The 24,093-nt window shown below is 48.0% G+C and carries 19 protein-coding genes and 1 pseudogene; 2 read left to right on the top strand and 18 right to left on the bottom strand.

Features of this window, described 5'->3' with window-relative positions; all coding sequences use genetic code 11:
• Positions 1-48: 48 nt before the first annotated feature.
• The 13 genes from gndA to galF form a co-directional block, all read right to left on the bottom strand.
• Positions 49-1,455 (bottom strand): NADP-dependent phosphogluconate dehydrogenase, encoded by a 1,407-nt coding sequence (gene gndA / locus GJV78_RS14090; RefSeq protein WP_155108965.1) that lies wholly within the window; start codon positions 1,453-1,455, stop codon positions 49-51.
• A gap of 268 nt (positions 1,456-1,723) precedes the next feature.
• Complete coding sequence (locus GJV78_RS14085; RefSeq protein ID WP_155108964.1) at positions 1,724-2,221, bottom strand: WbuC family cupin fold metalloprotein; 498 nt, start codon at positions 2,219-2,221, stop codon at positions 1,724-1,726.
• Positions 2,222-2,243: 22 nt separating this feature from the next.
• The gene (locus GJV78_RS14080) at positions 2,244-3,437 is read right to left on the bottom strand and encodes a glycosyltransferase family 4 protein (RefSeq protein ID WP_155108963.1); all 1,194 of its coding nucleotides are present in this window, start codon (positions 3,435-3,437) and stop codon (positions 2,244-2,246) included.
• Positions 3,437-4,591, bottom strand: a complete 1,155-nt coding sequence (gene wecB, locus GJV78_RS14075) for a non-hydrolyzing UDP-N-acetylglucosamine 2-epimerase (protein ID WP_155109024.1) — start codon at positions 4,589-4,591, stop codon at positions 3,437-3,439. The genes GJV78_RS14080 and wecB overlap by 1 nt, the downstream gene beginning before the upstream one ends.
• Positions 4,566-5,441, bottom strand: a complete 876-nt coding sequence (locus GJV78_RS14070; RefSeq protein ID WP_155108962.1) for a dTDP-4-dehydrorhamnose reductase family protein — start codon at positions 5,439-5,441, stop codon at positions 4,566-4,568. Before GJV78_RS14070 ends, wecB begins: the two co-directional genes overlap by 26 nt.
• Entirely contained in the window at positions 5,434-6,465 is a 1,032-nt protein-coding gene (locus GJV78_RS14065) for a polysaccharide biosynthesis protein (RefSeq protein WP_155108961.1), read from the bottom strand. The genes GJV78_RS14070 and GJV78_RS14065 overlap by 8 nt, the downstream gene beginning before the upstream one ends.
• 10 nt (positions 6,466-6,475) lie before the next feature.
• Positions 6,476-7,570 carry a glycosyltransferase gene (locus GJV78_RS14060; protein ID WP_155108960.1) on the bottom strand — a complete coding sequence of 365 codons (1,095 nt, stop codon included), beginning with the start codon at positions 7,568-7,570 and terminating at the stop codon, positions 6,476-6,478.
• A 74-nt stretch (positions 7,571-7,644) separates the two neighbouring features.
• Complete coding sequence (wzy, locus tag GJV78_RS14055) at positions 7,645-8,883, bottom strand: oligosaccharide repeat unit polymerase (RefSeq protein WP_155108959.1); 1,239 nt, start codon at positions 8,881-8,883, stop codon at positions 7,645-7,647.
• 1 nt (position 8,884) lies between these two features.
• Positions 8,885-10,120, bottom strand: a complete 1,236-nt coding sequence (locus tag GJV78_RS14050; protein ID WP_155108958.1) for a lipopolysaccharide biosynthesis protein — start codon at positions 10,118-10,120, stop codon at positions 8,885-8,887.
• Positions 10,121-10,146: 26 nt separating this feature from the next.
• Positions 10,147-11,520 carry a colanic acid biosynthesis phosphomannomutase CpsG gene (gene cpsG / locus GJV78_RS14045; protein WP_155108957.1) on the bottom strand — a complete coding sequence of 458 codons (1,374 nt, stop codon included), beginning with the start codon at positions 11,518-11,520 and terminating at the stop codon, positions 10,147-10,149.
• Positions 11,521-11,701: 181 nt separating this feature from the next.
• Positions 11,702-13,138 carry a mannose-1-phosphate guanyltransferase gene (gene cpsB / locus GJV78_RS14040; protein ID WP_155108956.1) on the bottom strand — a complete coding sequence of 479 codons (1,437 nt, stop codon included), beginning with the start codon at positions 13,136-13,138 and terminating at the stop codon, positions 11,702-11,704.
• A gap of 117 nt (positions 13,139-13,255) precedes the next feature.
• Positions 13,256-14,428 (bottom strand): glycosyltransferase, encoded by a 1,173-nt coding sequence (locus GJV78_RS14035; protein WP_155108955.1) that lies wholly within the window; start codon positions 14,426-14,428, stop codon positions 13,256-13,258.
• A gap of 332 nt (positions 14,429-14,760) precedes the next feature.
• Entirely contained in the window at positions 14,761-15,654 is an 894-nt protein-coding gene (gene galF, locus GJV78_RS14030; RefSeq protein WP_155108954.1) for a GalU regulator GalF, read from the bottom strand.
• 487 nt (positions 15,655-16,141) lie between these two features.
• On the opposite strand from galF, the gene GJV78_RS14025 reads away from it, so the two are divergent.
• Positions 16,142-17,725, top strand: coding sequence for a TerC family protein (locus GJV78_RS14025; protein WP_155108953.1), 1,584 nt, complete (start codon positions 16,142-16,144; stop codon positions 17,723-17,725).
• Positions 17,726-17,960: 235 nt separating this feature from the next.
• On the opposite strand, the gene asmA is transcribed toward GJV78_RS14025, so the two are convergent.
• The 4 genes from asmA to alkA form a co-directional block, all read right to left on the bottom strand.
• Positions 17,961-19,814, bottom strand: coding sequence for an outer membrane assembly protein AsmA (gene asmA / locus GJV78_RS14020; protein ID WP_155108952.1), 1,854 nt, complete (start codon positions 19,812-19,814; stop codon positions 17,961-17,963).
• Positions 19,815-19,835: 21 nt separating this feature from the next.
• Positions 19,836-20,417 carry a dCTP deaminase gene (gene dcd, locus GJV78_RS14015; RefSeq protein WP_155108951.1) on the bottom strand — a complete coding sequence of 194 codons (582 nt, stop codon included), beginning with the start codon at positions 20,415-20,417 and terminating at the stop codon, positions 19,836-19,838.
• A gap of 91 nt (positions 20,418-20,508) precedes the next feature.
• The gene (gene udk, locus GJV78_RS14010; RefSeq protein WP_155108950.1) at positions 20,509-21,150 is read right to left on the bottom strand and encodes a uridine kinase; all 642 of its coding nucleotides are present in this window, start codon (positions 21,148-21,150) and stop codon (positions 20,509-20,511) included.
• A gap of 197 nt (positions 21,151-21,347) precedes the next feature.
• A complete protein-coding gene (gene alkA, locus GJV78_RS14005; RefSeq protein ID WP_155108949.1) occupies positions 21,348-22,220 on the bottom strand; it encodes a DNA-3-methyladenine glycosylase 2 in 873 nt (290 codons plus the stop codon).
• A gap of 137 nt (positions 22,221-22,357) precedes the next feature.
• Here alkA and yegD point away from each other — a divergent pair, with 137 nt between their 5' ends.
• Entirely contained in the window at positions 22,358-23,710 is a 1,353-nt protein-coding gene (gene yegD, locus GJV78_RS14000; RefSeq protein WP_167519576.1) for a molecular chaperone, read from the top strand.
• A 13-nt stretch (positions 23,711-23,723) separates the two neighbouring features.
• On the opposite strand, the pseudogene GJV78_RS13995 reads toward yegD, so the two are convergent.
• Positions 23,724-23,936: pseudogene (locus tag GJV78_RS13995) on the bottom strand (helix-hairpin-helix domain-containing protein); the annotation flags it as partial.
• Positions 23,937-24,093: the final 157 nt, after the last annotated feature.

Here is a 24,093-nt window from a genome sequence, read left to right as displayed (position 1 = left end):
CCAGGCAAAAAAAACCCGGTCATAGACCGGGCGTGAACGGGTTAAGACTTATTCCAGCCATTCGGTGTGGAATACGCCGTCTTTATCCGTGCGCTTATAGGTGTGGGCACCAAAGTAGTCGCGCTGCGCCTGAATCAGGTTGGCCGGCAGCACCGCGGCACGGTAGCTGTCGTAGTAGGCAACGGCAGCGGAGAAGGTCGGCACCGGAATACCGTTCTGCACCGCATAGGCCACCACGTCGCGCAGCGCCTGCTGATATTCATCCGCGATATTCTTGAAGTACGGATCCAGCAGCAGGTTGGCAATGCCCGCGTCTTTAGCGTAGGCATCGGTAATTTTCTGCAGGAACTGGGCGCGAATAATGCAGCCCGCGCGGAAGATTTTCGCGATCTCGCCGTAGTTCAGCTCCCAGCTGTACTCGTCAGAGGCGGCACGCAGCTGCGAGAAGCCCTGCGCATAAGAGACGATTTTGCCCAGATAGAGCGCGCGGCGCACCTTCTCGATAAATTCAGTTTTGTCTCCCGCCGGCTTCGCCTGCGGACCGGACAGCACTTTAGAGGCGGCCACCCGCTGCTCTTTCAGGGAGGAGATGTAGCGCGCAAAAACAGATTCGGTGATCAGAGACAGCGGTTCGCCAAGATCCAGAGAGCTCTGGCTGGTCCATTTACCGGTGCCTTTGTTGGCGGCTTCGTCCAGAATCACATCGACCAGATATTTACCCTCTTCATCTTTCTTAGTGAAGATGTCCTTGGTGATATCGATCAGGTAGCTGCTCAGCTCGCCGTTATTCCATTCGGTAAAGGTCTGCGCCAGCTCCTCGTTAGAGAGGTTCAGGCCACCCTTGAGCAGAGAGTAGGCTTCAGCAATCAGCTGCATATCGCCGTATTCGATGCCGTTGTGCACCATTTTTACATAGTGACCCGCGCCGTCTGCGCCGATATAGGTTACGCACGGCTCGCCGTCTTCAGCAACCGCCGCAATTTTAGTCAGAATCGGCGCGACCAGCTCGTAAGCGTCTTTCTGGCCGCCGGGCATGATGGAAGGCCCCTTCAGCGCCCCCTCTTCACCACCGGATACGCCGGTGCCGATAAAGTTAAAGCCCTCGGCGGAGAGCTCGCGGTTGCGGCGGATGGTGTCCTGGAAGAAGGTGTTACCACCATCGATGATGATGTCGCCTTTATCCAGATAAGGCTTAAGAGAATCAATAGCGGCATCCGTACCCGCGCCCGCTTTTACCATTAACAGGATGCGACGAGGCGTTTCGAGGGATTCAACAAACTCTTTAACCGTGTAGTAAGGCACCAGTTTTTTGCCTGGATTTTCGGCAATCACTTCTTCGGTCTTCTCACGGGAGCGGTTGAAAACGGAGACGGTATAACCGCGGCTTTCGATGTTGAGGGCGAGGTTGCGCCCCATCACTGCCATACCGACGACGCCGATCTGTTGCTTAGACATTACATACTCCTGTCAGGTGTGGTCACCGCGCGGCTGGTGCGCGGCTTGAATGTGGCATAGATGGTAACTCAGGACGGGTGAGTAAGAATAGCCTTTGCTGGTGTACGCCACACTGATTGTAAAATCATAGTGTTCTGCGGGGAATCGCAGCAAAGCAACACGCTGCGAAAAAAATCAGGGTCAATAACTGACCGTTTCATATGCGCCTTTATAACATTAATATTCAAAAATAATTTCAATATGATATTAATAAATATATTAATTGTCATTAAATTTTGAAAAAATCACCAAGTTTAAGTCTCTCTAGCATAGCAATAATTTTTTTACGTGAATGAATATTATAATGTTCTTTACATGACCAAGAAGGAAGAATCTTTGCATCTGCCTCAATAAAAGGTCCCTCCTTAATTTCCAAAACAACAGCATTTGCAGAACGACAGACAAGTGTATGAATCGTACCGGGAAAGATCTCAGCAAATAACGCGCCATCCAGTCCACCTAATTTAAAAATCTGCCTTACCATCCCCTCATCATCAAAAATATATAAATCAACCTCTCCGATGATAACTTGAAAGTGTTCCCATTGATGAATTTTTTTGTGAAAATGAGGAGGGATATATGTTCCTTTCGTCAAGGCAATCAATACCTTTTGAACCCTGTCCTGATGACTGTTATGTAGACATAAATGTGCTCGTAATCTTTCAGAATTTTGTGCTAGTTCAATCAATGCCTCAAGTTGTTTTATAGAAAACACCGAAACCTGCATAGCGATACCTTAGTATTTAAAACTATTGAAGTTTTCGAATAATATTATCTACTGCAGATTCAACTGAGAATTTACTGAGCAGAAGTGAGCGACCATTCTCTCCCATTTTTTTTCTTAATTGTAAGTCTGAAGCCAATTTAACACCAGAATCTAATAACTGCTGGTCATCGCCATTTATATGAACATAACCTGCTTGAGCATCAGAGACTATAGGCATTAAGTCATTTCCTTCATTAACACTACCTAATATAGGTAAATTATTTGCCATATAACCTAAAAGCTTACCAGGAAAATTATGTACCGAATGATTCCTTGCCAGACTAAATAAACCCACATGGACTAGCCTTAGCAAGGCAGAGTATTCATCCTGACTAATTGAGGGTAAATAAGTACAATTATCTAGACGGTGTTCATCAATGAATTTTTTGACCAATTCAACTTCATCTCCTTGACCAATAAAGAGGAAATGAACATTCATATGTTTTCTCATTCCGAAAGCTAATCGCATTAAGTTAGCCATATCCTGAGCATGCCCAATATTTCCACCATAAAAAAAGATTATCTTCTCCTCTAATGAATGCAACTTCAATATGTCAGAATTTTGTTGAGGTGAATTATCCTTTGCATCAGTCCAATTATATAATACGTTTACATTAGCAATATGGGGATACTGCGCTAAAAACAACTCTTTATTTTTATCAGACATTACTCCGATGTAATCGGCTGCGTTATAATTTAAGCGTTCAAAATATCGAAAGTATTTATCAACTATACCGCCGCTACGAATCATCCCTTGATCAATGAGCCATTGTGGAAAAGAATCGCGTAAAATCAAATAGGATTTACAGTGCCAAATATTTTTAATTTTCTTGACTAGTGGCCCAAAAAAAATTGAAGGAGAATAATATATAACCCCCTCAATTTCCTTATTCTTAATCTCTTTTGATAGAAAAAGCCAAGCATTAAAAGATAGAAGACTCTCGTTGAACGCACGTTTTAATTTTGTGGTATCTTTAGTCCTCCCGTTTGGGAAACGATATATAGTTATTCCATCCAGACAAAGGGGGATTACTTTTTTTGATTCCCCTCCGTTAGGACAAAGGACAATTGGATCATGTCCTTGCCTTAATAGTTCACATGCTAGCTCATGCATCATTTTTGCGCTGACACGTGTACTATTGGGCAGATAGTCATCACAAATTAACGCTAACCGCATTATGATTTCTTCCAGACTTTACTATTAACAAAATTTGTATAACTCATTATTATTCTAAGTACTTTTAGAGATACATTGTCAATCATGTAATCAGACACCATATGTAAGTCACGATTATTCGGACCACGTTTTTGCTGTTGCAAAATTTTGATACCTTGAAAAATGCGCTCCGGATTTAGACCAACAAACATGACTGAAGCCTCTTCAAACCCCTCAGGTCTTTCATGAACATCCCGTAAATTAAGTGCAGGGAAGTTTAGTATCGAAGATTCTTCCGTAATCGTACCACTATCAGATAATACAACATATGCATTTATCTGTAAGTTTACATAATCTAAAAAACCGAAAGGTTTCATGAATTGAACGTTTTTATTTATATCCACATTTAGATTTTGCATTCGATTACGAGTGCGAGGATGTGTGGAAACAATTACAGGCATCTCATATTTTTCTGCAATAGCGTTAAGTGTTTGAATGAAATTTGTCAATTTATCTGGTGCATCAACATTTTCTTCTCGATGCGCACTCACAAGAAAATAACAATTAGCTGTCAAATTTAATTTACTGACTGCATGTGAATTTTGTATATCATCATAATAATAATTTAATACTTCACGCATCGGACTTCCTGTTTTTATTATTTGATCAGCAGGAACTCCTTCACGCAATAAATATTCACGAGCAATTTCACTATAAGTTAGATTAATATCGGAAATATGATCGACAATTTTTCTATTAATTTCTTCCGGGACTCTATAGTCGAAGCACCGATTACCAGCCTCCATATGAAAGATTGGAATCTTACGCCGCTTAGCGGCGATTGAAACCAAGGCACTATTAGTATCACCAAGAATCAAAAGAGCTTCAGGTGAAATTTTTTCAAATACCTTATCAGCTTCAATAATGACATTTCCAATCGTCTCTGCCGCGTTTTCACCAGCTGCGTTAAGGAAATAATCGGGTTTTCGAATACCGAGTTCTTTAAAAAAGACCTCATTTAATTCAAAATCATAATTCTGCCCGGTATGAATAATTGTATGATCCGTATGCTGATCTAAAATGGCCATGACCCGCGACAATCTGATAATTTCTGGACGTGTTCCAATAACCGTAACTACTTTCATTTTTTTATCTAAAATATTTGTTGTATTCATCATTCATTTTCTCAATTAGTACAGGCCAGCTCATGGGTGTAAATTTTGTTTCGGTGCGGAAAAGTGATGAGTCAAGGCTGCGATCAATAATAAGATCAGGTGATTCTATTATATCGATATTATGTGAGTACTGTTTTTTTATTAATTTTAAAAGTTCATATTTATTAATCGCTGAAACGCTAAGATGTCTTAACCCTTTACAATTATCGTTAGGTATAACCCACTTATGAATAACTTCAGCAATATAAATAGTCGGTAAGCCAGAGAATATTGCTTTTGAAAATCCCTTTACTGAACTCTTTTGAGTGAGAAACCAGTCGACTAAACTATGATTACTTGAAATTTCATGTCCTATTATCGACGTGCGCAAAGTTAAATGTTGGCCGTAATCAACTTCTCCCAGAAGTTTCGATTTTCCGTAAAGATCATAGGCATCGGGAGTATCATTCTCACAATATGCTCCCTTTTGTCCACTAAAAACACAATCGGTTGAGAAATGAATCAATTTTGCATTATTTATACTACAAACATGAGCAAGTTGATGTGGTAAAAGTGAATTTATAGTAATTGATGCGACATTATTTTTTGCTGCATCAAGTTGTTTAATGATCCCTACACAGTTAAACACATAATCAGGATTGAATTCATTAATAATACGCTCTACTGTATCGAAGTGATAAGCATTAATACCACTAACAGTGTTCTGAAAACCTTGATTAAGTAGTTTTAATTTCGCATTTTCCTCTCTTACCGTACCCAAAACTTCAAAGTCAGGTTCTCGAGAAAAATATCGAAACAAACTGCCTCCAAGCATGCCGTTTGCACCGAGTACTAGTATTTTTTTAAGCATCAGGATTAGCCTTTTCACCAGCTTCAATCTTATTTATATAAGGAAGTTTACGTAAAAGCTCAATCATTTCTTCCTTGTTTAGACGATAAGTATTATGAGAGTTATAGTCATTAATGACTTCTACTTCTTTATTGCCTTCTTCAAAGTATTTTTCATAATTAAGATCTCGATTATCGCATGGAATTCGATAATAATTCCCCTGATCCTGTGCAACTAACATTTCCTCCCGGCTACATAGCACTTCAAATAATTTCTCACCGTGTCGAGTACCGATAACATTAATCGGATGCTCAGGAGACCGCGTTATCTCTAAAATTGCTTGAGTCAATATTTCAATCGTAGCCGCAGGAGATTTTTGAACAAAAATGTCACCATTGCTGCCAAATTTAAAAGCATGTAATACTAAATCAACCGCATCATCTAATGTCATCATGAACCGAGTCATATTAGTATCAGTTATAGTAATCGGTCTGCCCTCTAAAATTTGATTTATGAAAAGTGGGATAACGGATCCTCGTGATGCCATAACATTTCCATATCTGGTTGCACATATCATCATGTCGCTAGGGACATTTCTCGACTTCGCGACAATGACTTTTTCCATCATCGCCTTGGATGTCCCCATCGCATTTATTGGATAAACGGCTTTGTCAGTGCTTAAACATACAACTCTTGAAACGTGATTTGCAATTGCTGCCTCAAGCACATTATCAGTGCCGATAACATTCGTTTTAACGGCTTCCATTGGATAAAATTCACATGAAGGAACCTGCTTAAGGGCTGCAGCATGGTATATAAAATCTACTCCACGGGTAGCAGCTAAAACACTGTTATAATCACGGACATCTCCAATATAAAATTTTAATTTTTCATTATTATATTTCTTTCTCATATCATCTTGTTTCTTTTCATCTCGGGAAAAAATACGTATTTCCTTGATGTCTGTTTCTAAAAATCTCCTTAAAACTGCATTACCAAATGAACCGGTTCCACCAGTAATTAATAGCGTAGAATTTGTAAACATATATTACCTATTAAATTAACTTAAAGAATTGTGGCCATGATGAAAGATTATTATTTTCATAAGGCTTTATTTTTTCATGAGAAATATTATCAAGATGATAAAAAATTGACCGCGCCCAATCATCTTCATCATTATATCTTACAAAAATAGCTCCTTCATAGTTTTCTAGAACATCACGTGCATATGGTAAATCGCTACAAAGGATTTGCTTTCCTAATGCAGCAGCTTCAATTAATGGCAACCCATAAGATTCAATATAACTTGGAAAAACAATCAATGATGCACAATAATACTTTTTTTGTAGTTCTGAATAGGGTATCATCCCTAAATATTCTACATTATTGCTCAAATTATTCTTTGCAACGTAATCATCAAAAATTTTATATTGAGATTTTCTAAATGTAACTTGAAACTTAATATCACCCATACCAAATTTATTTCTAATATGCACTAGAGCTTTTAGTATTATTAAATGATTTTTATAACTTAATGCTGTTGCAGGATATAATATTGTTCTTCTGGAAACTTTATCATTATAGTTTTTTTCGATATTTAAATTAATGTCAGGTTTCAAAACTAACACCTGTTCATTTCTCAATTTTTGACACTTATCTAAAACACTGGATTTCATCCATTTAGTCTGAACTACAAATAAGGTACGTTCATCTACAAACTTGAAAATAAAAAAAGCATAGAATTTTTTATATAAAAACAATTTCAAATTACTAAGCGTAAAGTCCTTTAAAAAAGAATCAAAATTACTAAAAGGGATCGGCTGGTGAAGGTATACTATTTGTGGAAATGGAACATTCATAGTTGTGTTTTGTAAGCAGATAACTTTTTTAACTTTAATAGAATAAAGCTTAATGCACCTCTTACATCCAAACCAATCCCAATATATTCTTCTTATCCAACTTTTTGGTGATGTTTTTACAAAAACAAGATTTTCGTACTCAGAGAGTTCAATATTGGATGGTACAAATACAATGTAATTGTTACCATCCCCCGATGCTTGTTGAATAAATTGCCTTAGTATTGTTAATGCACCACTTGTAGCTAATGCCGTTGCACTAACGATTATATATTCTTTATTTCTATCAAACATTAAATACCTACTTTTATTATAAGACGCTCTATTTTATTGGATTTATCCCACTCCTACAAGCAGTTATCAATATATTATGAAAACCGTGAATGCTGTGTACTAATTTTAATCCCCCCCATCAGAAAGAAAAATATTGTACTAAAAATATAAGGGAAAAAACCTTGCCCGAATACGTTTTCTATACTAACTGTATAAGTCCAGTAAAAAATAATGAGAAACAACAATAAATCATACTGTCCTTCATACAATGACATAGAGTCAAAATATATTTTAGCAATGAAAAATAAAATTAAGGTCAGTATACTTAACAGAATAAAATCTGGAAGACTGGATTTTATAAGTATACTGAAATACATAATAACCCCAAAGTCCGAGCTAGTATAAGCATTTAAATCTGGATAAAATGATGCCATGACATTATTATTTAGTATTCTAAAATCCTTATCCATCAAACTCCCTGGCAATATAGGTCGTAACAATGATTCGGATTCTTTAAATATTCTATTTTCTTTTTGATAAAGATCAATCACCGTATCAAAATTTTGGTAAGCTCCTAATGAGACAGGGTTCATTGAGAGTCTTGACGTAAGTTGTTCGATACCTTGATAATAGCTTATTGAGGGTAAATTATTTCCACGGATTTCATTCTTTAAAACAAAAGCATATTGATATACCCATCCTCCAAGAAGAATAATAATTATTGGTAATAATAAGAAGAGCTTATTATTATCTTTTCGTTGGAAACGAGCATACATTTCTAGAAAAAACATAATCAGAAGAAAACTGGTCCATCCTTGAAGGATTTTGAATGCTATAAATAAAATAATATTTATTGTAAACAAGATATTTTTCTTATATGAAAATCCTTTTGTCGTTCTAAAATACAAAAAAAACAAATATATAAAAGGCTCTGGTTTAAGGAAAGCAAAAAGAGGACTATATGGTGATGTAGCGATCTCATCAGGGTTTATAGTTACTTTTCCGACTCCAGTTGCAAGCAGAAAAATAATTTGCGCTAACAATAAAACAAAAAATAGTGTATTGATTCTTCTTTCATTGAAATTTACATATATTTTTTTGTTAATTTTAATCCTGAATTTTGAGAAGATCCAGATAATATAATAACAACTAATAAATGAGATTATATTAAAAAAAGTTAATGAAACAACCTCAAAAGAAGAAATAGTTCTTGTAAACTCCTCTAACTCTCCAGGGTAATTTTTATGCGTCAAAGTTTGTACCATTGATATTATGGCAGATAACACGTAGAGCAATAAGAAGGATATAATTATTTTTTTATTCGTTTTCGACACTTCAATATCCTCGTTTGAAACAAGGTAAAGCGATAATACCCGTTTTTTTATATGCTATATATACTACACTTATATTTTGTAAAGCTATAATAGCTGAGACCACACCGCAATACAAGAAGACACTTTTTATTTCCACTATTTGAATACTCGCAAGACATGCAACCAAGACAATAAAAGAAATAATAGTGATCCACATAAGTGAAATACCATGCCCTGTATGACTTAACAGAAAATCACACGGCCCGGTTGCAGCATTAACAATTTGACCTATAGAGAAAACAATTAATATATACCATGAAAACTGGTAACTAGAACCAAAAACTATTCCGATTAACCAATACCCTAATATCAATAAAGACAAAAGAGTGAACACACTAACTATAAATGAAAAATTGCAGCTATGATAAATTTCTTTTTGTAGCTGTACCTTATTTTTAATTAACATAGGAATTCGATTTGCAGCTATCGCTCTGACCGATAAAGTAGAAAAACTTAATAGCGCAGCCAATCTTATTGCTAAACCATATTGTGCCACTATACTAGATTCGAAATTTTTTGAAACAACCCATAAATCAATTTGTGAAAACAAATAAACGATTACCGTTGATAAATATATTGGCATGATCTTTTTAAAAATTATTTTATTATTTTCTGCAATATCAACGGTAGATACTCTTCTATACTTCCTTTCCCATTCATAATAATTCAGCACTAGTGAGATAATTAATGACAATAGGTATAATTCAATAACACTTGCATCATAATGAATTACTCTATTGCAAATGAGCAATACAATAAATATTATTGTGCTTATACCACCATTGTATAACTGTGCTGATATATATGCACCATTTCCTTTCATTAACTCAATCAGAAAACAACTTAAGGCACTAATTATTGTTGAAAGAAATAATAAATTTCCATCTTCAATATTCATCAACACAATCATGACATATAATACCAATAATGTCATCGGTATAGAAACACTCATTTTTTTTGCAATTTCTATATATATATCAGCAAGTCGAATTCTTGACGCCGCTAATATATTCAAGAAAGGTGTCATCCCCAATAAAACAACTTGTGTCAAAAAAGTTGTGTAACTCACAAAAAGAAAAAAAGTGCTTACTATACTTTTATCATACAACCGAACAATTATTACACTCAAGACCATAGATATTATCGAGACAGCTATTCTTGCCATAAAAGAGCTTGATTGCTGCAGATACTTATTCAATAAAGCTTTCTTATTCAATTTAATACTCAGCTTTTTTCTAAGATAGATTTGATATGATGAGTCATTTTATTCATCAAAATAATATCGCCGCGTGACTCCACGTTCAGCCGCACCACCGGCTCGGTATTCGAGGTGCGCAGATTAAATCGCCAGTCGGCAAACGACATGCTGATGCCGTCGGTGCGGTCCACCGCCAGCGCCTCTCTGGCGAAGTGCGCCTCCACCCGGGCTATCGCGGCCTCTGGTGCCGCCAACTTGCTGTTAATTTCCCCGCTTGCCGGGAACGCCGCCATCCGGTCGTGGACCAGCTCGCCCAGCGACTGCCCTTTCAGGCACACCAGCTCCGCCACCAGCAGCCACGGGATCATTCCGCTGTCGCAGTAGGCAAAATCACGGAAGTAGTGGTGAGCGCTCATTTCGCCGCCGTAGATCGCATCTTCCAGCCGCATCCGCTCTTTAATGAACGCATGGCCGGTTTTCGACATCACCGGCGTGCCCCCCGCCGCTTTCACCACGTCCACCGTGTTCCAGGACAGGCGCGGGTCGTGGATAATTTTCGCCCCGGGGTGTTTTTCAAGGAACGCTTCCGCCAGCAGGCCGACAATGTAGTAGCCCTCGATGAACTGCCCTTTTTCGTCAAACAGGAAGCAGCGGTCAAAATCACCGTCAAAGGCGATGCCCATATCCGCGCCGTGTTCAATGACCGCGTTGCGGGTATCGTCACGACATTCCGGCAGCAGCGGGTTAGGTATTCCGTTCGGGAAGGTGCCGTCCGGGGTGTTGTGCACTTTGATGAATTCCACCGGCACGTCCCGCGCCTTAAAGCGCGCTTCAATGGCGTCAACTACCGGACCGGCCGCGCCGTTGCCGGCGTTAATCACCAGCTTCAGCGGGGTGAGGTTTCTGACGTTGATGTAGCCGAGCAGGTGGTCGATGTAGGCATCGCGCAGGCTTATCTGTTTATAGCTGCCGCGCTGTGCTTCGTTAACCGGCGGGAAGTCGTTGGCTTCCGCCAGGTGCTGCACGTCGCGCAGGCCGGTGTCGCCGCTGATGGGACGCGCGCCTTCGCGCACCAGCTTCATCCCGTTATAGTCCATCGGGTTATGACTGGCGGTCACTTCGATACCGCCATCGATGCCGAGGTGGAAGGTGGCGAAATAAATCTCTTCGGTGCCCGCCATGCCGATGTCCAGCACGTCGACGCCCGCATCCAGCAGCCCCTTCGCCAGCGCCAGCTTCAGCGCCTCGCTGGTCAGGCGCACGTCGCCGCCCAGCACAATCGTTTTCGGCTTCAGAAATTCGCCGTAGGCGCGTCCAATCCGCCACGCAATCTCTTCGTTCAGCTCTTCGCCCAGCCTGCCGCGAATATCGTAGGCTTTGAAACAGGTTAATTTTGTCATGTTTTTATCTTTCTTTAGGCAACTATTAGACTTTTCTAAGAAGGAAAATTTTATTTTTGGATAACCATTATTTATTCGCTTTACGGAAATGGAAAAGCTGTACTGATTTCCGGTAACTTAGGCGACTTTGTGATCGGGGTATACAAAGGAAGCAACATATCTGTAACGAGAAAGATGGTGGTTAGTCTCGCCCGTAGCGGTCCTGAAAGCGCACCACGTCGTCCTCCTCAAGGTAGGAACCGGAGCGCACTTCAATCAGGTCGAGCGGTATTTTTCCTGGGTTTTCCAGACAGTGGGTCGCCCCCAGCGGGATATAGACAGACTCATTTTCACCAAGCAGTCTGATCTCGCCGTTAATGGTGACTCTGGCGGTGCCCGCCACCACCACCCAGTGTTCGGCGCGATGGTGGTGCATCTGCACCGACAGCCCCTCGCCGGGTTTGACGGTAATACGTTTGACCTGGTAGCGATCGCCAGCGTCAATAGAGTCGTATTTTCCCCACGGGCGGTACACTTCCCGGTGAATGTGGTGCTCATGACGCCCGTCGGCTTTGATCTGCTCGACCACTTTTTTCACGTCCTGCACCGCATTGCGATCGGCAATCAGCACCGCGTCTTTGGTCTGCACCACCACCAGATCTTTCACGCCGACGGTGGTCACCAGCCCGGACTCGGCATAAACGTAGCTGTTTTCGGTTTTGTGACTGATGACATCGCCGTGATGCACGTTCCCAGATTCATCTTTTGAATTGATTTCCCATAATGATGACCAAGAGCCAACGTCGCTCCAGCCCGCGTCCATTGGCATCACCACCGCATCCGCCGTGCGCTCCATCACTGCATAATCCACCGACTCCTCTGGGCAGGCGAGAAACGCCTCTTCATCCACGCGGATGAAATCGAGATCCGGGTCTGCGGAGAGCATCGCCTTTTCGCAGGCGGCGAGAATATCCGGACGGTACTTTTGCAGTTCCTCCAGATAGCGCCCGGCACGGAACAGGAACATGCCGCTGTTCCAGTAGTACTCGCCGGTCGCCACGTAGGCCTGCGCGGTTTCCAGATTCGGTTTCTCGACAAACTGCGCCACTTCAAAGGCCAGCGCGTTTTTCTCGCCGGCAACCACTTCGCCGCGACGGATGTAGCCGTAGCCGGTTTCCGGCAGATCCGGTACGATGCCGAAGGTGACTAGCTTACCCACGCTGGCGTAGGGCATGGCGTTACGCACCGCGTCGCGAAAGGCGTCTTCATCGGCAATAACGTGATCGGCCGCCAGTACCAGCAGTATCGGATCTTTATTGATACTATTATTTCTTATTGCAAGTGCAGCGAGGGCAATTGCCGGCGCAGTATTCCGTCCAAAAGGTTCCAGGATAATATTTCCGGCTAATTTATTTATCTCTCTCAATTGCTCTGCAACAATAAAACGATGTTGTTCATTACAAATTACAATAGGCTTAGTACATTCAATTTTATCTAACCGGTTAATAGTTGATTGTAACATAGTTGATTTACCCTGAAGACAAAGAAATTGCTTAGGATACAACTCCCTGGATAGTGGCCATAATCGACTCCCCATTCCACCAGCCATTATCAATGGACAAATTTGCACATTAGACATTGAGAAACCTTAATTGACAATATGGATTATTAATGTCATTCATAGGTATAATCTTCCTTTTTTTATAATTAAAAAGTAGATGACTTAGCCTTATTAACATTACAAAATAAAATAATATTATGAACTTCTGAGAGAAGTGTTTTTTATCTCGAGAGTATTATTGTTTAGAAGTTCATAGTAATATTCAAGCATTGCCTCATAAAACGAACAAGAATCATTTTCAGTAACAATAACATTTTCGGCACTCGTATCTATTCCAATGCATGAAAATTCAGTGGCTATCAGAGGAATACCTAGTTTTATAGCTTCAATATTCTTAATTTTAATACCTCCGCCAGTTATTATTGGCGAAATACATGCAATGCATGTTGAGTATAATTCGTGCAACTCATTTTCAGGAACTCGTCCTACCAAAGAAATATTTTTGTAAATGCTAAAATCATTTCTTATAGTATCTGAAACTGATCCTGTAATTACTATTTTAGGTAGCAATCCCCAATCGATATCAGGATTTTCAAATAGTTTTTTAATAGAATAACTATTAGCAGGAAAATCCAAGCTACCAGGAAATAAGAAAAAAGGATCATTGAATTTAACTTCGCGATTAACTCGCCTTGTGGTTCTTATATTATTATGATTAATTAGACACGCATCTTCATTAATTATATGTTTTTCTTTATACTTTTTCTTATCTTCTTGAGATAAGAAAGTAAAATTTATATCATTACTTTTATAAGCATTCCTGAATATATTTCTCTCAATTAATTTTAGCAGGCAAGCTTGAATGTAATAATGTAATTTTTTTATTTTTTTTGCTTCAGAAAAACACAAACTAAAATAAAATTCCGACTCAACATTATGCAAGGTATAGTTTAATTTACTTTTTTTAACATTAGCCAGATCTCGCAGACCTCCTAAAAAAATAGACTCCATAGATATTAATGTCGGTTCTATTTCAACTATCTTTTTTTGTAAATACATTCTAAAAGCCACATCATTATCTATTAAAAAATATGGCTCTGGCATTAGTTTTAGACATGCCTTTACATAATTTAAAAACCGTGTAAAACGATGGGATTTATGCTTTTTCGTGAACGAATAGTATAGAATGTTGTTTCTTTTAAAGAAGCACTTAGCTTCCTCTTCATTCTGATTTTTATAATTATAATGAATTACAACTACCCTATTACCTTTCTCTCTCTCATGCAATATCCTACCCAGGGATAATTTTCGCCCACCAGTATCATCTGGATAAACAAGATCTAATGTTAAAAAAATGATATTTTCCACTCTGTCTCCGCATTCTCAGTGGAAAGGGAACCACGCTACCGCCCCTGGCTTTACAGCTACCAGTACACTGCGAACGTTCATAGATGTGCAAAGCTCTGCTGCAGTAACAAAGCCTTCAAAACTCAAACACTAATTGTCTTACCAATTGAGGTCAGAAACAAGAAGAAATCCTGCAAAAAGCGGTTAAATTTTATTCTGCTAACTCATTGAAAAAACATCTTTTATTGCATAAAAAAAACGGCAGTAAACATTTGAGGCAAGCAGTTAATGCGCCAAAAATGTTTACTGCCGTTATTAGATCTTTCGTATCTCACTGGGACGACGTGCGAAGCTTACTGACTAAGCAACTTCTCAATACCCTTACGGAATTTCGCCCCTTCCTTCAGGTTGCGCAGCCCGTATTTTACAAAAGCCTGCATATAGCCCATTTTTTTACCGCAGTCATAGCTGTCGCCGGTCATCAGCATGGCGTCAACGGACTGTTTCTTCGCCAGCGAGGCGATGGCGTCGGTTAACTGAATGCGCCCCCAGGCCCCCGGCTCAGTTTTCTCCAGCTCGGCCCAGATATCGGCCGAAAGCACATAGCGGCCGACGGCCATCAGATCGGAATCCAGCGTCTGGGGCTGATCGGGTTTTTCAATAAATTCAATGATGCGGCTGACCTTGCCTTCGTTATCGAGAGGCTCTTTGGTCTGGATAACGGAATATTCAGAGAGATCGCCCTTCATACGCTTCGCCAGCACCTGGCTACGACCGGTTTCGTTAAAACGCGCCACCATAGCGGCGAGGTTATAGCGCAGCGGATCGGCGCTGGCGTTGTCCAGGATCACATCCGGCAGCACAACCACAAAGGGGTTATCGCCAACCACCGGACGGGCGCAGAGGATCGAGTGTCCCAGCCCCAGCGGCTGCGCCTGGCGAACGTTCATGATGGTCACGCCCGGCGGGCAGATGGACTGAACTTCGGCCAGCAGCTGGCGCTTCACGCGCTGCTCAAGCAACGACTCTAATTCATAGGAGGTGTCGAAATGGTTCTCTACCGCGTTCTTGGAAGCGTGAGTGACCAGGAGAATTTCTTTGATCCCTGCAGCTACAATTTCGTCAACGATGTACTGAATCATCGGCTTGTCGACGATCGGCAGCATTTCTTTGGGAATTGCCTTCGTGGCCGGCAGCATATGCATACCCAGACCCGCTACCGGTATAACTGCTTTCAAATTAATCATTATTTCGTCCACCCGTTAAATGGTTGCTGAATTATAGCTTGTTACTATGTTTTCGCCACTATGAATTATTTACGCGATATTTATCCCCAGCCGCCCCATCGCTCATCTGCCCGCAGGCTCAAACTGCGCCCTGCCCCCGGCCTCCCGCGGGCAAACAAAGCGATGTTAAATACTACGCGGCGACGCGAAAAAATGCATTAGCACGAATCCTAAGTAAAACGCCGCTTACGGCGAAAAAGCCCGGAGCTGTCTGTAAAGACCTGTAACTATCTTTCCCTGCGAACCAGTCACTTACAGAAGCAACCGGGCTATTATTCCACCGCCTCGTCCTCAGAAATCTCCCCGCGTCATTGCTTTTTTCAGCCGCTTTATCCATCATCGTTTTGTGACAATCATCATATACCCGTCATACTTCAAGTTGCATGTGCGTTGCCTTCCTGCAACTCGAATTATTCAGGGTATATAGCCAACAGGTACTCTCTTTACTATGGAATGGATTGCCGATCCGTCAATCTGGGCCGGACTGGTTACGCTCGTTGTGCTCGAACTGGTTCTCGGCATTGATAATCTGGTTTTTATCGCCATCCTTGCGGAAAAGCTGCCCGCCGCCCAGCGCGACAGGGCGCGAATTACCGGCCTGCTGATGGCGATGCTCATGCGCCTGCTGCTGCTGGCCTCAATCTCGTGGCTGGTCACCCTGACGGAGCCGCTGTTCAGCGTGCGCGGGTTAAGCTTCAGCGCGCGCGATCTGATCGTGCTGTTCGGCGGCTTTTTCCTGCTGTTTAAGGCCACCATGGAGCTGAACGAACGGCTGGAGGGCAAGGACAGCGATAACCCCACCCAGCGCAAAGGAGCAAAATTCTGGGCGGTGGTGGCGCAGATCGTGGTGCTGGACGCCATCTTTTCCCTCGACTCGGTGATCACCGCCGTGGGGATGGTCGATCATCTGGCGGTCATGATGGCGGCGGTGGTGATCGCCATCAGCCTGATGCTGCTGGCCAGCAGGCCGTTGACCCGCTTCGTTAACAGCCACCCGACCATCGTCATTCTCTGCCTCAGCTTCCTGCTGATGATTGGCTTCAGCCTGGTGGCGGAAGGGTTCGGCTTCGCCATCCCGAAAGGCTATCTGTACGCCGCAATCGGCTTCTCGATCCTGATTGAAGCGCTGAATCAGCTGGCGATGTTCAACCGTCGTCGCTTTCTTTCCGCCAACCAGACCCTGCGCCAGCGGACTACGGAGGCGGTGATGCGCCTGCTGAGCGGCAAAAAAGAGGACGCCGATCTGGATCCAGAGACCGCCTCGATGCTGGCCGATCGCGACGACAGCCCGGTTTTTAACCCGCAGGAACGGCGGATGATCGAGCGGGTGCTGAACCTTAACCAGCGCACCGTCAGCAGCATCATGACCTCGCGCCATGACATCGAGCACATCGATCTCGCCGCCCCGGAGGCGGAGATCCGCGCCCTGCTGGAGAAAAACCAGCATACCCGGCTGGTGGTCACCGAAGAGAACGCCAGGGAGGATCTGCTTGGCGTGGTGCACGTTATCGACCTGCTACAGCAATCCCTGCGCGGCGAGCCGCTTAATCTGCGGGAGCTGATCCGCCAGCCGCTGGTGTTCCCGGAGGCGCTGCCGCTGCTTCCGGCGCTGGAGCAGTTCCGCAGCGCCCGCACCCACTTCGCCTTCGTGGTCGATGAGTTTGGCTCGGTGGAGGGGATAGTGACGCTGAGCGACGTAATGGAAACCATTGCCGGCAACCTGCCGAACGAGGCAGAAGAAATTGACGCCCGCCACGATATTCAGAAAAACCCGGACGGCACCTGGACCGCCAACGGCCATATGCCGCTGGAGGATCTGGTCCAGTTCGTGCCGCTGCCCCTTGACGAGAAGCGCGAATACCACACCATCGCCGGCCTGCTGATGGAGCGTCTGCAGCACGTGCCGAAAAGCGGTGAACAGGTGCAGGCGGGAGACTATCTGCTGAAGACGCTGCGGGTGGAAAGCCATCGGGTACAGAAGGTGCAGATTATCCCGCTCAATGGCAAAACGGAGCCGGACTACGAGGTTTAACGTCCTGCCTGAAGAGATAGCCCGCAGCTACATACAGGAGCGGCGGAAAAATCGTCTGCCCCAGGCGTCGAAGCGCAATAACAGGCCGACGCGGCGCTTCTTTTCCCGCCGGAGCGAGCGGAAATTGCCCACCCGCTCCGGTTCACAGATACCCCGTCGGCCCTGCCAGCCGCCGCGTTTAAGCTACGCCAGGCAGGAGAGCCTCAGGCGCGTTAAGGCGGATTTATCGCCGCAATTAAAGCTTATCCAGCAGCTTCTTCACGTCCCTGCCGTTACGGCTCTCTTTATTACGATCCGCCCAGTCGTTCAGACGGCGCTTCGCCTCACCCTGCATATATTTACGCAGCAGCTGATCGACCTGCAGGCTGTACTGCATATCCTGCCAGTCGCCGTAGACGCGCAGCGGCACCGGGTTCGCCTTCAGATACGCGATCAGCTTGCTTTCTCCCTGCCAGCCCTCCAGCACCCGGATATCAAACCGCGCGTCGCAGGTCTGCGCGGCCAGATCCAGCGTGCCGCTGCCGGAAAGGGCCAGCATTAACGACTCACCGCTCATCTCCGCCAGCGTCAGCGTGCCGTTATCCAGCGTCAGATCGCTGGTAAAGTGCTTCAGGCGGGTGGCGTTGTCCTGGCTCTGCTCCGCGCGGGCATCGCCGCCGCTGCGCTCAACCGCCTGCTGTATCAGCTGCTGAAAGTTCAGCCCCTGCAGCCGCGTATCGCGCATTTCCACGTGCGCCCGCCCCTGCCAGCCGTGGCGAAACGCCCTGGCGTCAATGTCCGCGCCGGAAAAATCGCCCGCCAGCGACAGCCTGCCGGTCAGCGGGACGGGATAATGGAAAGCTTTGAGGATCGTGCCGACCTCCACGTCGGCCAGGCGCGGATGAAAGACCACCCGCGGGCTGTCGGCCCGGGCGTCCAGCGTGCCGGGCAGAGAGATCGCGCCGCCGTCGATTTTCCCCTCCAGCCTGGGGATCTCCAGCAGCCCGGCGCGGTTCGTCATCTTCGCCGAGACGTCGCTGAAGCCCATTCCCCGCCAGCGCGCCTGGTCCGCCTTCAGGGTGATGTCGGCGTCAAAGCCCCTCAGCCCCTGATAGGAGGAAGGCTTCACGCCCGACGCGATCACCGGGCGCGCCAGGGCGGTGGCGCTCTGCCCCTGCTGGGCCGGGCCGCCGACGCCGTTAACCATTTCGCTGCGCAAAATCAGGTTGTCGAGATTGAGCTGGCCAAAATGCAGATCGATTAACCACCCGGGCCGCTCGTCAAAGGTCACCCGCGCCGTACCGTCGAGGGTGCTGTCGTTAGCGGTCAGATTGAGCTGGTTAAAGGTGAGGGTTTTTTGCGTCTCCTGCCACCGGGCCTGCAGCGAGCCCTGCCCCTGGATGCCCTGCTTCGGCAGATCGGCTCCGGTCAGCCGCCAGTTCAGCCACTGAATGGCCGCGCCGAGGGTGTGCGGATAGTCGGACGCATCCACCTTACCGTTGAAAGAGAGCGAGAGATCCCGCTGGTCGCGGTTAACCCGCCCGGAAAATTCTATCGTGCCGCGGTGTTCGCGATCCTGCTCCAGCTGCAGGCTGATATCGCGAACCGTCACCTGCTCGTCGCCTTTGTGCTGAAACACCAGCACGCTGTCCGCCACGCGCAGGCTGGCGATATCAAACGACCAGCCGCGATCTTCCGCCACGTCCGGCAAAGTATTGTCTTTGGGCGCGACCGGGGCGTTCCTGTCGCGTACCGCTTCGGTTTGCGGCGTCAGCTGAATCACCGCGCCTTTGAGCATCACCTGGTTAACGCTGAGCTGGTGGCTGAGCAGCGGCCAGAGCGCCACGTCAAGCCGCATATTGTCGGCGCGAACCAGCGGCTCGCTGGCCCCCGGCGCGGTCAGGGCGATGCGTCCGGAGAGAATGCTGAGCTGCGGCCAGACGTGCCAGCGCAGCGGGCCGTCCAGCCGAAGCTGGTATCCGCCGCGCGCGGCGACCTGCTGCACCATCCAGGCGCGGAAGTCGTTGGGATTAACCAGCAGCACTAACGCAGAGAAACCGGCCAGCAGCACCACCAGCAGAATCATCAGCGTCGTCAGTAATCGTCTCATGCTATCCCCGATGGACCGGACTCAGTCTTTATCGATACGGCTGGCAACCGCGCCCTGCTGGTCGCGATACTTCGCATCCTGGCGACGGTTGTAGGGACGCGCCGCCGGGCCGGAGAGCGGCTCGAAGCTGAGCGCGCCGATGGGCATACCGGGGCGCAGGGCCAGCGGCAGCTTGCCGGAGTTGTAAAACTCCAGCACGATGCAGCCCGACCAGCCCGGATCGATACGGTGGGCGGTAACGTGCACCATCAGCCCCAGCCGCGCCAGCGAAGAGCGCCCGTCCAGCCAGCCGACCAGATCCGCCGGCAGGGTGACCGACTCATAGGTCACGGCCAACGCCAGCTCACCCGGATGAAGGTAAAACGCTTCGCCCTCGTCAAGCACGATCTCATCGCTCATCACCCGATCGAGCGCGGCGCTGACCTCGTCCTTTGGGCCGCTCAGATCGATAAAAGCCGCCGTATGGCCACGGAAGGTGCGGAATTTATTGCCAAGGCGAACATCCACCGTCGCGCCGTTAATGCGTTCGACGGGGGGGCGCGGGCTAATCGACAAACGGCCTTCATCAAGCCAGGCTTCAATATCGCGGTCACACAGACGCATGGCACTTTCTCCTTTCGCACATCGGACCCGGAACAGACTCTGCGTTCAGGGCAAACCAGGTTATCACGGAACGGTACACAATTTGCGGGGCTTATTCAAAGAACTGGCTGATTTTCGCCTTAAGAATATCAATGGCAATGCGGTTTTTTCCGCCGCGCGGCACGATAATATCGGCATACTGCTTGGACGGTTCAATAAACTGCAGGAACATTGGCCGGACGGTTTTCTGATATTGCGCCATCACCGAATCCATCGAGCGGCCGCGCTCGTTGACGTCGCGCTTAATGCGGCGCATCAGGCAGATATCCAGCGGCGTATCGACAAAAATCGAGAAGTTCATCGCCTCGCGCAGGCGGGCGTCCGTGAGCAGCAGGATCCCTTCCAGAATAATCACCTTCTTTGGCTCAATGTGTACGGTTTCCTGCATCCGGGTATGTTCAACATAGCTGTAAACCGGCAGCTCGATCGCCGTGCCGCCTTTCAGGGCCTGCAGATGCTGATACAGCAGGCTGTGATCCATCGCGTTCGGGTGATCGTAGTTGGTTTTCACCCGCTCCTCCATCGACAGATGGCTCTGGTCCTTGTAATAACTGTCTTCGGGAATAATGCCGATATGTTCATCACCCACTTGTTCTCGCAGTTCGCGATAAAGGGTGCTGGCAATAAGACTTTTGCCGGAAGCCGATGCGCCAGCGATACCGATAATGACGCACTGATGGGACTGATCAGTCATAAATTTAGCGACCTGATTTACCTGGTTATTGGGCGGTGTCCCGTAAGGGTAAGACACGGCCCGTAAAGGGCGACGCCGAAACGTCAAACCCGGCGATTATAGGGATTTCAGCGGTGTGATACCAGCCGAATAGCGGGCGTGGCGCTCGTCTCCCTGCGGGCGCGTTCGCAACGGCAAAGCGCCAGGGGACGATTCGGCTAACGGCGCGGCGAGGCGGTTTCGCGATTATCTGTCGGTCGCCAGCCTTCGGTGTACCAGATATGCAACAGCGCGTAGGAGCGCCAGGGCCGCCAGCGCTCCGCATAGCGGCGGATCTGCGCCGGGGTCATGCCGGCAAAGCGCTGTTTGATCAGATAGTCATCCGCTAAAAAGATGTCCGGGGCCTGCCAGCCGCGCAGGGCGAAGTAGCTGGCCGTCCAGCGCCCGATGCCCGGAAAGGTCTGCAGATGCTTCACCCCCCGCTCAACGTCAGCCGGCGCGGCGGGCGCGAAATCGCCGCTCAGCGCGGCCTGCGCCAGATGAATCAGCGCTCCGGCGCGCTGGCGCGGCATTCCCAGCGCCTTCAGATCGTCGGGATCGGCCACCACCAGCCGTTCGGGGCCGGGAAAGCAGACGTAACCCGGTGCCTCCGCCAGCGGCTCGCCGTAGCGCTGCGCCACCTTCGCCGTCAGCTTCGCCGCCATCGCCACGCTAATCAGTTGCCCCAGAATCGCCCGCACGCCCTGCTCGAAGAGATCCATAGCGCCGGGCAGACGCAGGCCGGGACGGGCAGCGCCCAGGTCGCCCAACGTCCTGGCGATGCGCTGCGGCTCACAGCGCAGATCGAACAGCCGTTCCACCTTCTCCAGGCACGCCTGCGCCACCGGCTGCAGCCCCTGGCTCAGCTCAACGTGCAGCGTTGACCGCGGCGGATCGACGACGACGGTCACCAGCCCCCGATGCCCCGCCACCGCCAGGCTGCGCTGATAGTACAGCTCCGCCACCGTCTCCACGCCGCTCACCGCGCGGGCGGCGAGGAATCCCAGCATCCACGACCAGTCATAGGGCGGCTGCCAGCTCAGGCTATACATTCTTCTCTCCTCCGGGGGGGTAAACCCTCAGCATATACGTCGCTTCAACGAAACGCCCTGCTTTTATATTCCGGTTGTCCGGGCGATGACATTTCGCTAAAGTCTCGCCCCTTCTTCACCGGCATGGGGGGCTTAACGTGTTTATTGGTTTTGACTATGGAACGGCAAATTGTTCGGTGGCGGTGATGCACGACGGGCGGCCGCAGCTGCTGGCAATGGAAAACGGCAGCACGCTGCTGCCCTCAATGCTGAGCGCGCCCACGCGCGAAGCGGTCAGCGAGTGGCTGTATCGCCATCACAATGTTCCGGCGACCGGCGACGAGACCCAGGCGCTGCTGCGCCGGGCGCTGCGCGCTAACCGGGAAGAGGATATCGACGTCAACGCCCAGAGCGTGCAGTTTGGGCTGGCCTCGCTGCACCAGTACGTGGACGATCCGCAGGAGGTGTGGTTCGTCAAGTCGCCAAAATCCTTTTTAGGTGCCAGCGGGCTGAAGCCGCAGCAGGTGGCGCTGTTCGAAGATCTGGTCTGCGCCATGATGCTGCATATCCGCAGCCGGGCGCAGAGCCAGCTGCCGGAGGCGATAACCCGGGCGGTGATTGGTCGCCCGATCAACTTCCAGGGCTCCGGCGGCGACGCGGCCAACGCTCAGGCGCAGGGCATTCTGGAGCGGGCGGCAAAGCGCGCCGGTTTTCAGGAGGTGGTGTTTCAGTACGAACCGGTAGCCGCCGGGCTGGACTACGAGGCCACCCTGAGCGCTGAGCAGCGGGTGCTGGTGGTGGACATCGGCGGCGGCACCACCGACTGCTCCCTGCTGCTGATGGGGCCACAGTGGCGACAGCGCGCCGATCGCGGGGCCAGCCTCCTCGGCCACAGCGGCTGCCGCGTCGGCGGTAACGACCTGGATATTGCGCTGGCGTTTAAAAACCTGATGCCGCTGCTCGGCATGGGCGGCGAAACCGAAAAGGGCATCGCCCTGCCGGTGCTGCCGTGGTGGAACGCGGTGGCGATCAACGACGTCCCGGCACAGAGCGATTTTTACAGCAGCGCCAGCGGCCGCCTGCTCAACGATCTGCAGCGCGACGCCAGGGAGCCGGAGAAGGTGGCCCTGCTGCGCAAAGTGTGGCGCGAGCGTCTCAGCTACCGGCTGGTGCGCTGCGCGGAGGAGAGCAAAATCGCCCTTTCCGGGCAGCCGGAGGTGACCGCCGCGCTGCCGTTTATCCGCGACGCGCTGGCGACGACCTTCGACCAGCGGGAGCTGGAAACGGCGCTGAGCCAGCCGCTGACGCGCATTCTGGAGCAGGTGCGGCTGGCGCTGAAGGACGCCCGGGAAACACCGGACGTCATCTACCTGACCGGCGGCAGCGCGCGCTCGCCGCTGATCAAAAAGGCGCTGGCCGAACAGCTGCCGGGGATCCCCATCGTCGGCGGCGACGACTTCGCCTCCGTGACCGCGGGCCTGGCGCGCTGGGCGGAGGTGGTTTTCCGGTGACTGTCGCCTGAACTCAGCGCAGGGCGGCGTCCGCCCTGGCATGGGCCAGCTTCTCCGCCGCCTGGCGGAGGGGATCGCGCAGCGGTGCCAGCCGGGCGGCGGCGGCGAGCCGCCAGCGCTGCAGCTCCACCGCCCCCTCCGTCAGCGCTTTTTCCAGCTCCGCCCGGCGGGCGGCAAACTCCCGCAGCACCGCCTGACTCTCCTCCGGCGTCATCACGCCGTCAGGGTTGGGACGGTGTTTCATATTCCGGCTGATGACAAACATAAAAAAGAGCGCGGACGCTCCCCTTTCCCTGAAGGGAGAGGGAGAAAGCCGCTCCTGATGCGCTTTTACGCGGGTTTGTCAGCAATCTCATAATTCCTCCATTTTTCTCCCTTGATGG

This window comes from Intestinirhabdus alba, assembly GCF_009711095.1.
GTDB lineage: Bacteria > Pseudomonadota > Gammaproteobacteria > Enterobacterales > Enterobacteriaceae > Intestinirhabdus > Intestinirhabdus alba.
The sequence above is the reverse complement of the archived record's forward strand: the minus strand, read 5'-3'. Positions and strand labels throughout refer to the sequence as shown.